Below are 9,797 nucleotides of genomic sequence, written 5' to 3'. Positions count from 1 at the left end.
TCAGAAAGCTTCTTTGAATTGATGTATTTCATCCGCAGATTATGCACGAATGCTAAGAAAATTAGAGTGAAAATATCAATCAAAAAGGTGGTCATTTTTTGATTTATGAAAGAGATCTAGTATTTGCACTCTTTCAGATTGCTATTACTTATTTTTTTAATGAAGTATTTTCTCAAACAATTTTTTTTATTGTACTAATGACAGTAATAACATTTTTTTCTTATAAAACTGGCAAGAAAATTTATTTATTATTTATATTTATCATAATTTTAAATTTTGCATATGCTATTTATACTTATCAAAAAATAAGCCCGAATATTCATTTGAATAGCCATGCATTGAAATTAGGTGAATATACAATACAAAAGTGGAATCATGGGGCAGGTCATAATTCAGTTCGGTATGGTTTAAATTTATTGAATAATAATGAAATACTGCATTTAAATTGCTCATTGTTAGAGCAGTATTGTCCTTTTTACAATGATATCGGGGCTAAAATTGAAATTAAATATTTAAAAATCAACAATGAAAACTATAGTTACTATATGAAGTATGGAAGTCAAATTTATGATAAATCATATTTTTATAATAAGTATAAGTATGAAAAAACTAAACAAATTTTGTTTATTAGCTTTTATTTAACATTCAATTTATTTTTTATAGCTTTCTTTTTATGGCGAAAAACCAGAGATTTAAAGACTTCTAAGCCTGTATAGGATTCTTTATATAGTAATAATATTTGATTAATAATAAGGCTATGACCTTTTGTGTTGCATGTATGGAACAGCTTAAAGTTATGTTTCACCCAGTTTGATTAATCTAAATCGAAATATCTTAAGTAGATCATTTCTGATGGAGAGAAAAAATTCTCTAAATTTAAAAAAATATTTGCTTATTTTTTAGAATAAAACCGTATGAATTGTCCAATAACTGTCCATTTGATTGCAGATTTGTGAAAAAGCACTTAACAGAATGTTAAAAACGCGTATAATGCACCACATCAAGACGTCGCGCTCATAGCTCAGCTGGATAGAGCACTTGGCTACGAACTAAGGGGTCGGGAGTTCGAATCTCTCTGAGCGCACCAACTTGATCAAGATTGAAAAAACCGCATTTAATGCGGTTTTTTTGTGCCTAGAATAAATTAAATCTGTTAAAAAACTATTTCAATTTCTGCTTAATCTTTAATGCCAATACGGTATTGCCACCAATTGCCGGTAACATGTCGTGATAAGGCATACTTCGCATCGCCCGAAGCATGAAAGGGGCTTTGTCATGAATTTTCATGGCACTGGTGACCTTTAATAAGGTACCTGTACCTTGCGGAATCAGCTGCATCCCACCTTTAATAAACTGCAAATCACCACCGACTGCCTGAAACTCATTTTCTAGATTGTTGGGATAGTCAAAGCGCAGCTTAAAATCAAATGGAATATTGATCACGCCCAATCCGACTGAAATTTTATAGTCTGCATCAAAGGTATTGGGATCAATTTTCTTTATGTCGATATTTTTAATCTGGCGCGGAAAAAGTTCCTGATAGGCAGGAACACTCAGCCAGTGCTGCATGTGTTGCGGTTTTTTGGCAAAATATTGATAGCTGCTACTAAAACGCAAGCTTTCCAAGCCGTGCGAATAAGGCACTTTATTGGATGGCAAAATGAACGAGACGGGTTCTTGCGAGAATTGGCTTAGCGCTGCAATTTTTTGAACCTGGCTCGAGCTTAATGCTGTTTCAGGTAATTCTCCGACTTTTAATGTTTCTGTAGTTACGTTTTTAAAGCGTTGTTGTAAGGCTTCGAGTAGAAAAGCGTTCGTGCCTGAGGGAATACCGAGTTTGGCCTCTGGAAGGGCATTCAAAATGGTACTGAATAAAAAGCCCTTGGGATGGTTTAAGTCGCCCCATTGGGTAATGGTAATTAAAGTTTTATTATTGCCTAAATCAAACCATTCAATTTTTCCTGCGCCGTAAGGGATTGGTGCATCCAGCACAATGGTGGAAATACTGTTGGCAGTTAAATGATGCTGCATCAGCACATTTTCTTTAAAGTTTAAAATTGGAATGGGGGTGGGGATAGACACCTGATATTTCATCTGGGTAACGTTGCCTTGTTGCTCCACCACCTTTGCAGATTTTAAGGTCGGAAATAGTCCACTATACCCGCTATAGTGGCTTAAAAGCCGTGCTACGTTTTGGCTGTTAGTGGGTACAACGACTGCACCGGTATAAAACTTGCCTGTCATACTTTGTGAATTTTTAAAGGTCGGCAAAGTAATTACCTGTGCAGGATGGGCATAAATCAAAATGCGGTTTGCAGTTAAATCTGCCAGTGGTTGAGCCTTGCCTTGAAATACACTTAAGCTACTGGGAATCTGTTCTTTCCATGGAATAATCTTCGCTGAGGCCTGTGTGCCGATCAGGCAACAGAGCATCAGCAAACAGCATTTATTTTTATTGTTGGGCATGTCACATCCTGTTTATGCTTTTTATGGGTGTATGCGGATGTTTTAATCAATTCCCCCACAATTGTGAAGCAAACTTATGTAATTTTGGTTGTAATGGGGCAAGTAAAAACGATAAGGAAAAAGCCCAATCTGGTGTAATATCTAGCACAATTGTTCGAATAATTTGATGATGCATTATGTCAGAAACCAAGCCTGCTGTATCGGTACGTTATTTCTTGAACCTGGAAGAATCGCAAGACGGTTTTGCCCTTGCGACTTTTGGTAAAAAGCAGATTACCCGTTTTATTACGCCATTGGTGAGTATCGCGATTATTATCTGGGGGTTTTACCTCGGCTTTAATGGCGTGGGTCGCTATTATGTTGCGCTTGGTGCTTTCTTTTTAATTTTGCAATTGATTATGCGTTACTGGTTTTTACCGATGATGTTCAAACGCCAATTTGTGAAATATCAGTTTGGTAAAAGTGAACAGGGCATAGAGTTGTTTCAAGATCATGCCGAAATTTATGCCAATGGCCGTAAACAGATTTTTAACTATAGCGAAGTGCAAAACTTTGCTGTGGGCAAGCTGACTTATATGATTGAATTGAAAAATCGTACCGTGGTGATTGTACCGAAACGTGCCTTTGAGCAATCGGCCGATCAAACTGTATTTGAAAATACATTTAAAAAGTAAGCTTTAAATAACGTAAAAGTGAATAAAAGGGAAGATCATGAGTACACGTCCATCTAAAATTGTCTGTGTCGGTCGAAGCTATGCAGACCATGCCAAAGAATTAGGCAATGCCATTCCTGATCGTCCAGTTTTATTCATCAAGCCGCCAAGCAGTTTAGCGAGTTTAGAGCAGGGCATTTCATGGAACCCGGTCTGGGGTAATTGCCATTACGAATGTGAGTTGAGCTTACGCATTGACCATACCTTAAAAGCAGAAACCGATCCTGCCAAAGTATTACAGGCTGTGGGTGCGGTGACTTTAGGTCTGGACTTAACCCTGCGTGATTTACAGGATGACTTGAAAAAGAAAGGTCAGCCTTGGGAACGTGCCAAAGCCTTTGACGGTTCATGTGTCTTGGCAGACTGGGTGGACGTTGCTGAAATTAAAGACTGGAAAGATGTCCATTATACTTTTCACGTCAATGATGAGCTGCGTCAAAAAGGCGATACGTCTTTGCTGATTTTTGATATTGCGACCTTACTTGCTGATATCAGCCAGGTGTTTACTTTAGAGCCGGGTGATGTGGTGATGACGGGTACACCTGCTGGTGTGGCTGCCTTGCAATCAGGTGATCAATTGAAAATGACGTTGCAAGGTCAAACTCAGGAGTTTGTCTGGACTACTTTTGTGAAATAAGTTTTGCAACTTCTGAAAAGGCTGCCTGTGAGCAGCCTTTTTTATGACAAATTATTCTTGATATTGAGAATCAACGGGAGGTTCATTCGGCTGTAAAGGGCCAGTGTTTTTCCACTCATCATAGCTGTCCGCCATGTGTTGAGAATCTGCATCACCGAGAGCGCCTGCTTTGACATACCACTGTCTAGCCATTTCTCCATCACGGACATCATAGTGATAATAATGCGCCATTTTCATGGCAGCATCGGCATCTTTCCCCTTTTCTGCGGCGTAAGTTAAATATTCTGTTGCCTTTTCATTGCTTGAGTGTTCAATCTCACTAAAATAATGTTGATTACCAAGGGCTTTAATGGCTAACACATTATTTTGCTTTGCCGCTTTTTCATACCAGATTTGAGCTTGGTACGGGTCTTTGATTAAGCCTTTACCTGTATCGTACATCCAGCCTACAGCGTATTGTGCACTGGGATCATGGGTTTGTTTTGCTGTTTCCAATACCCAGTGTGCCAGAAAAATATTGCCTTCATTTTGCATGTCATGAATGACTTTGGCAGCTGCTTCATTGCCATTGTGGGCTTGGCCCATCAGCCAGGAAAAGGCCTGAGTATTGGCCTGTTGAGCAGCTTTGCTATACCAGTTGACACTTTCCTGAACGTTCTTTTCAGTCCCTGTTCCTGCAAAATAGAAGTCAGCCACTTTCATTTGTGCAATAGCATCGCCTTTTTCTGCAGAGCTTAAAGCAGCTTTGAATGCGCGTTGTTCGGGTGAGCTACATGCAGTGAGTAAACTCAGAGCTACGCACAGGCTGAGGATGGTATTTTTATAATCGTTTTTCATGAGGATGGCTAATTTTTGAGTTGTGAATTTATCATACAAAACCCAATGTTGTAGTCAATAATAAACTGATTTTAAATTAATTTTTATTTATAAGTGATGGTTGGATTTCCTGAATTGATCAGGTGTGCATAGCATCCAGCGTTTAAACATATTAATAAAGGCAGAGGCATTGGCATAACCTAAATCAAAGGCAATACTTTCCACTTTTTTGCCTTCATTTAACATCGACATGGCTTTCATGACTTTTAAACGCTGTCGCCATTCGTTTAAAGACATTGCCAATTCTTTTTGACAGCAGCGGGCAAGGGTGCGTTCAGTCATATTGTGGCGTTGTGCCAGGCTTTCTAAAGTGCTGTTATCCGCAGGATGCTGATGTAAATAATCCAGAATCTCTTTTAAATGGGAATGTTCTGAATGCGGGAGATAACTGCCGACCAGTTTTGCCTGTTTCAACTGATCGAGCAGTACCTGTAATAAACGCAAATGTTCAGCTGAATCCTGATGATCCGGATGCTGTTTTAAATGCAGCAATAAGGCTGATACCAAAGCTGAGGTAAGTAAGATGCCCGCTTGAGTCGGCATTTGTTCACACAAACTTTCATGGATATACAAGGTGGCATGTGAAACAGCGGTGCGGTTTAAGCCACTATGTTTCATGTGGGGTGGTAACCAGATACCGTAAGGCGGAGGAGTAATGTAATCCACCTGATCAATATTGACTTCCATTACGCCATTAAAGGCATAGATAAATTCTCCCCAGGCATGTCCATGTGCCGGATAGACAGACAATGCAGGATCATCACGAAAGCTGATCCACAGCGGTCGGGAAATTTGGTCATTGGTTGGTAGCTGTTTTAGTGTAGCGGCATGGCTTTTGTATTTTGCGGGCATGGTCTAAATTGCCTGAATAAGAAGATATCTTGTCTGTTTTAAATTATATATTTTATTTCAGACAGAATTATAGTGGGCGTTCAAGAGCTAATTGAGTAAATGTAGTGGAGCAGCGTAAGGCGCTTGATGTTCAGGCATCGGGTTTGATGATTGTGTTGTGCATGATTTGGGGGATTCAGCAGGTCGTGCTGAAACTGGCTGCTGCCGATATTGAACCTATCATGCAGATTGCCATTCGTTCAGGTTTATCTGCGCTGTTGGTCTTTCCGCTGATTCAGCTTAAAGCGGGTACACATTTATACAGCAAAGAATATTTATTGCCGGGAATTTGGCTGGCATTTCTGTTTTCAGCTGAATTTATTCTGGTGGCAGAAGCTTTGCGCTATACCACGGCATCACATACCGTAGTTTTACTCTACACCGCACCGATTTTTGTCGCATTGGGTTTGTACTGGAAACTGCCGGCCGAAAAACTTAATCGGATCCAATGGATGGGTATTTTTATTGCCTTTTCGGGTATCGTGCTGTCCTTTATGGGGCGTGAGTAACAGTCGGGTCAAATACTCCAGCAAGGCTTATTCGGTGACTTTCTTGCCTTAATGGCAGGACTCATGTGGGCACTGACCACCATTTCACTCCGATTGACCCGTTTGTCCGATGCACACCCAACCCAGACCTTGTTCTATCAACTGGTCGGGGCTGTGTGTTTCTATTGCCGGTGGCTTTTTTATTGGGTCAAACTACAATTCACTGGACCCCTGTTGCCATCAGTAGCATGGTTTTTCATGTGCTGATCATGTCTTTTTTTAGCCTGATGCTGTGGTTCTGGTTGTTACGAAAATATTTGGCCAATGGTTTGGGGGTATTTTCCTTTCTAACGCCTATATTCGGGATGATTTTTGGTGTGATTTTCCTGAATGAACAGATTGAACTGAATTTTATGCTAGGAACCGGTTTGGTTTTAATCGGGGTGATGACGGTCAGCTTGCATAGCTGGATCAAGCGTCTTTTTCCTGTCAGTACATCTGTGTAGTTATCCGAATAGTTATTAAAAAAGCCTTCTTGTTTGAAGGCTTTTTTAATAACATCGTCAAAGTCAGTTAACGTTATTTTTTTTCAAAAATAGCCGACAGAGGAATAGAGAGTTTTGCCGCAAGATAGTCATCGGATTCAACCAGCACGGTCCCGAGTCTTTGCATCCATTCATCATCTGGGCGAATGTTGGCAACATCTTTGCGCCGTGGAAGTGGGTAGGGTAGCTGGGTATAAAAACTCCAGAAATCGACCTGAGCCAGATTGCGCGTGAGCACATATTCATCATCATCGGTACGTTTTACCAGATTTTGCTTTTCCAACATCACTACATACGTCGGCCAGCGTCCAATTTCATCACGGCCCAAGACTTCCAGTGCTTCTTCATCAGAAACGCTTTCGCCACTTTGCTGTTTTTTATAAAACAGCTCCATCAAATCCAGCAGCATAATCACGGGGTGGCGTTTGGGTTCTTTGCCTGAATTAAACGCAGTGAGAGCATAACTGATTTCGACCCCCAGCAAAACAATGTTCCAGGACAGAAAAATCCATAATAAGAAAATCGGGATAGCAGCGAAAGCCCCATAGACAATTTCATAACTGGTGAAATTCGACATGATGATGCCAAACAAATTCTTTAACAGTTCAAAGACGACGGCACTAAATGTACCGGCAATCAAGGCAGCTTTAATAGGAACGCTACGGTTGGGAATGGTCCAGTTTAAAATGAAAAAACCTAAAATGGTGAGGACAAAGGAAATGCCCCACAGGATAAATTCACCGTCGACCTCATAACCGGCAAAATTATTACTCAGTACATTTAATGAAGCCACAGTCGATGAAATAGCAAAAGCGCTACCTAACAGAATTGGACCGAGTGAAATAATGGTCCAGTAACGCATAAATCCAATAATCCCACCTCGCGTTTCCTTGACTCGCCAAATCCGGTTAAATACGGTCTCGATACTGGAAAGCATCATGACTGTAGTTACAAACAGAAATAAAATACCAATCACCGTCAGGTTGCTGGATTTATCGGTAAAGGCAGTAAAGGCCTTGTCAAACGCGATGGTGGTTCGGGGTAAAAAATGGCTATAAATCAGTTGTTGTAATTGTTGCCTTGCAGGTTCCAGGGCTTTAATGGAAGAAATGATCACCAGAAAAACCGTCAGCATGGGTACTACTGCAAACAGCGTGGTATAAGTCAGAGATGCCGCTTGATCACGGCAACGATCGGCTTCAAAACGTCTTATGACAAATAAAGAAAACTGAAACCAGGTCTCATTATAAAAAGGAAGTTTTCTTAAATACTTTTCTAACATAGTGATGAAGTCTCAATTTTTTTAGTCATCTTTATGAATTTTCAATACCAAGCTTAACCAAAAAATGGGAAAAATACCGTATAGTTTTCTCTTTTGGCTTCGTTTATAAAAATTATGCAGTCTTATGTCCTTGTTTTATATTACAGCAAATATGGCTCAACCAAAGAAATGGCGCATTTAATTGCTAATGGTGTTGAATCTGCAGGTATGGCGGTAAAAATTCGTACGGTGCCCAATCTATCAACTGTGGTGAAACAGGCTGAGCCAAGTATTCCAGATGAAGGGGATATTTATTGTACCCTGGATGATCTGGCCAATTGTTCTGGTCTGGCTTTGGGTTCACCTACACGCTTTGGCAATATGGCCTCCGAGATGAAGTATTTCTGGGATCAGACCACCAGTCTTTGGCTGAATGGTGCTTTACATCAAAAACCGGCCTGCGTCTTTACTTCATCGGGTTCGATGCACGGCGGTCAGGAAAGTACGTTGTTGACCATGCTTCCGCCCTTGTTCCATCATGGTATGATGATTATGGGCTTGCCGAATGCCAACCCGGCATTATCCAATACCAAGTCGGGTGGCACGCCGTATGGAGCAAGTCATGTCAGCGGTCCACGCCATGATTTGGGTTTAAGCCAGGATGAAAAAGTCTTGTGTGAAGAGCAGGGTAAACGCCTAGGCGAAGTGGTTAAAAAATTGCAGGAAAACTGATTTTTATTAATAAGTTGAGTTCCACGCACTCTATTTGTAAGGTATGTATCTATAAAAAACCCTTCTAAAAATGAAGGGTCTTTTTATTGTAATTTAAAGTTTAAGTGCTTATTCAGGTTCTTTAAATCGATGATGGCATTGCAAACATTTATAGTCTAGAAACACATTCTTATCGATAATGACACCGGCTTTTTTACCGAAAATATTCCCTAATACGCCACCGGTCACACCTACGGCAATGGCACCTACAAATGTTCCTACAGTACCACCGAAAATCACACCTAATGGTCCGGCAACGGCACCAATCGCCGCACCTGTCGATGCTCCTGTTGCAGCACCGCCGACCGTTCCTGCTGTTGCTCCAGCTGAGGTCATTAAAATTCCACTAATAGTCTTTAAGTTCTTTTCGTGATCGCGTTTTTCAACTTCAGTAGATCCACATTTAGGACATTGCATAGCTTTTTCCATCAACAATTTATATTGACCAATCTTGGACTATATTGAATAGAGAATGCTTCAAGATCGGTTGGTATTTATAACATGCTGCTACAGTATGTCTGTTCTATATATTTATGTCAGAAACATTTCATACCAACTTGATTCTAGTTGAAATAAAGTCAAAACAGTTTATCTGAGTTGTAAATACATTCATTCTTGATCGAATCTGGTGATAGCTGATTTTTTAATAATCATCAGTATACAGCCATGAAAATGACTGTATCTTGCATACAATACAACTTAAAAGGTTAGGCCGAGGCTGCACGACTCCTCTCTTCAAGTCCAACTCCAGGTGTCTTTGGTTTAATTCTGCGATTTTGCGACGGAGATGGGGAATAATGTCTGTCAGGTGGTCTACGGCCAAAAAATTGTCTTTATCTCGGGGGGCTTTATCAAGGCAGTAAAAGGAAGAACCGCTATGAAGAAGACTGTTAAAACAATCGCCTTATCCGTCGCCTCCTTGACCGATGCCGGTATGGTAAATACTCAAGACACTGAAGTGGTCGTAGATATAGGGCTGCAAACAGGTTTATTGCTAAAGTTAGTGTGTTTTTTGAACGGATACTCATGCTTTAAAAAATTCCTCTTTCTATCAGAATTACTTTATAAATACGCTTAACTGTGATTGGTTAATTGTATTTTTATAAAAAGTAGATGTTCATCACATTTAAATGAGGGTTCTAATAAAAT

10 protein-coding genes, 1 tRNA gene and 1 pseudogene are annotated in these 9,797 nt (G+C 40.1%); 7 read left to right on the top strand and 5 right to left on the bottom strand.

What is annotated here, in order from left to right:
- Positions 1 to 98: 98 nt before the first annotated feature.
- The gene (locus ACE01R_RS17085; RefSeq protein WP_395552694.1) at positions 99 to 716 is read left to right on the top strand and encodes a hypothetical protein; all 618 of its coding nucleotides are present in this window, start codon (positions 99 to 101) and stop codon (positions 714 to 716) included.
- 294 nt (positions 717 to 1,010) lie between these two features.
- Positions 1,011 to 1,087: transfer RNA gene (locus ACE01R_RS17080), tRNA-Arg, on the top strand.
- Positions 1,088 to 1,161: 74 nt separating this feature from the next.
- Here ACE01R_RS17080 and ACE01R_RS17075 read toward each other — a convergent pair.
- Positions 1,162 to 2,466: an SRPBCC family protein gene (locus ACE01R_RS17075; protein WP_395552693.1), complete on the bottom strand. Its 1,305-nt coding sequence runs from the start codon at positions 2,464 to 2,466 to the stop codon at positions 1,162 to 1,164.
- Between the two features lie 176 nt (positions 2,467 to 2,642).
- Between ACE01R_RS17075 and ACE01R_RS17070 the strand changes: the two genes are divergently transcribed.
- Both ACE01R_RS17070 and ACE01R_RS17065 read left to right on the top strand, forming a co-directional pair.
- The gene (locus ACE01R_RS17070) at positions 2,643 to 3,140 is read left to right on the top strand and encodes a YcxB family protein (RefSeq protein WP_395552692.1); all 498 of its coding nucleotides are present in this window, start codon (positions 2,643 to 2,645) and stop codon (positions 3,138 to 3,140) included.
- Positions 3,141 to 3,177: 37 nt separating this feature from the next.
- Complete coding sequence (locus ACE01R_RS17065; protein ID WP_395552691.1) at positions 3,178 to 3,816, top strand: fumarylacetoacetate hydrolase family protein; 639 nt, start codon at positions 3,178 to 3,180, stop codon at positions 3,814 to 3,816.
- 51 nt (positions 3,817 to 3,867) lie between these two features.
- Here ACE01R_RS17065 and ACE01R_RS17060 read toward each other — a convergent pair whose 3' ends face one another.
- A complete protein-coding gene (locus ACE01R_RS17060; RefSeq protein WP_395552690.1) occupies positions 3,868 to 4,653 on the bottom strand; it encodes a tetratricopeptide repeat protein in 786 nt (261 codons plus the stop codon).
- Between the two features lie 87 nt (positions 4,654 to 4,740).
- Positions 4,741 to 5,544, bottom strand: a complete 804-nt coding sequence (locus ACE01R_RS17055) for an AraC family transcriptional regulator (RefSeq protein WP_395552689.1) — start codon at positions 5,542 to 5,544, stop codon at positions 4,741 to 4,743.
- A 104-nt stretch (positions 5,545 to 5,648) separates the two neighbouring features.
- Here ACE01R_RS17055 and ACE01R_RS17050 point away from each other — a divergent pair.
- Positions 5,649 to 6,577: pseudogene (locus ACE01R_RS17050) on the top strand (DMT family transporter).
- Between the two features lie 73 nt (positions 6,578 to 6,650).
- Here ACE01R_RS17050 and ACE01R_RS17045 read toward each other — a convergent pair.
- Positions 6,651 to 7,898 carry a YihY family inner membrane protein gene (locus ACE01R_RS17045; RefSeq protein ID WP_395552688.1) on the bottom strand — a complete coding sequence of 416 codons (1,248 nt, stop codon included), beginning with the start codon at positions 7,896 to 7,898 and terminating at the stop codon, positions 6,651 to 6,653.
- A 114-nt stretch (positions 7,899 to 8,012) separates the two neighbouring features.
- Between ACE01R_RS17045 and wrbA the strand changes: the two genes are divergently transcribed.
- Positions 8,013 to 8,609: an NAD(P)H:quinone oxidoreductase gene (gene wrbA, locus ACE01R_RS17040; RefSeq protein WP_300046464.1), complete on the top strand. Its 597-nt coding sequence runs from the start codon at positions 8,013 to 8,015 to the stop codon at positions 8,607 to 8,609.
- Positions 8,610 to 8,717: 108 nt separating this feature from the next.
- Here wrbA and ACE01R_RS17035 read toward each other — a convergent pair whose 3' ends face one another.
- Positions 8,718 to 9,077, bottom strand: coding sequence for a hypothetical protein (locus ACE01R_RS17035; protein WP_395552687.1), 360 nt, complete (start codon positions 9,075 to 9,077; stop codon positions 8,718 to 8,720).
- 358 nt (positions 9,078 to 9,435) lie between these two features.
- Between ACE01R_RS17035 and ACE01R_RS17030 the strand changes: the two genes are divergently transcribed.
- Positions 9,436 to 9,726, top strand: coding sequence for a hypothetical protein (locus ACE01R_RS17030; RefSeq protein WP_395552686.1), 291 nt, complete (start codon positions 9,436 to 9,438; stop codon positions 9,724 to 9,726).
- The last annotated feature ends 71 nt before the right edge of the window (positions 9,727 to 9,797 follow it).

Origin of the sequence: Acinetobacter sp. BSP-28, assembly GCF_044130285.1 — a bacterium.
Lineage (GTDB): Bacteria > Pseudomonadota > Gammaproteobacteria > Pseudomonadales > Moraxellaceae > Acinetobacter.
The sequence above is the reverse complement of the archived record's forward strand: the minus strand, read 5'-3'. Positions and strand labels throughout refer to the sequence as shown.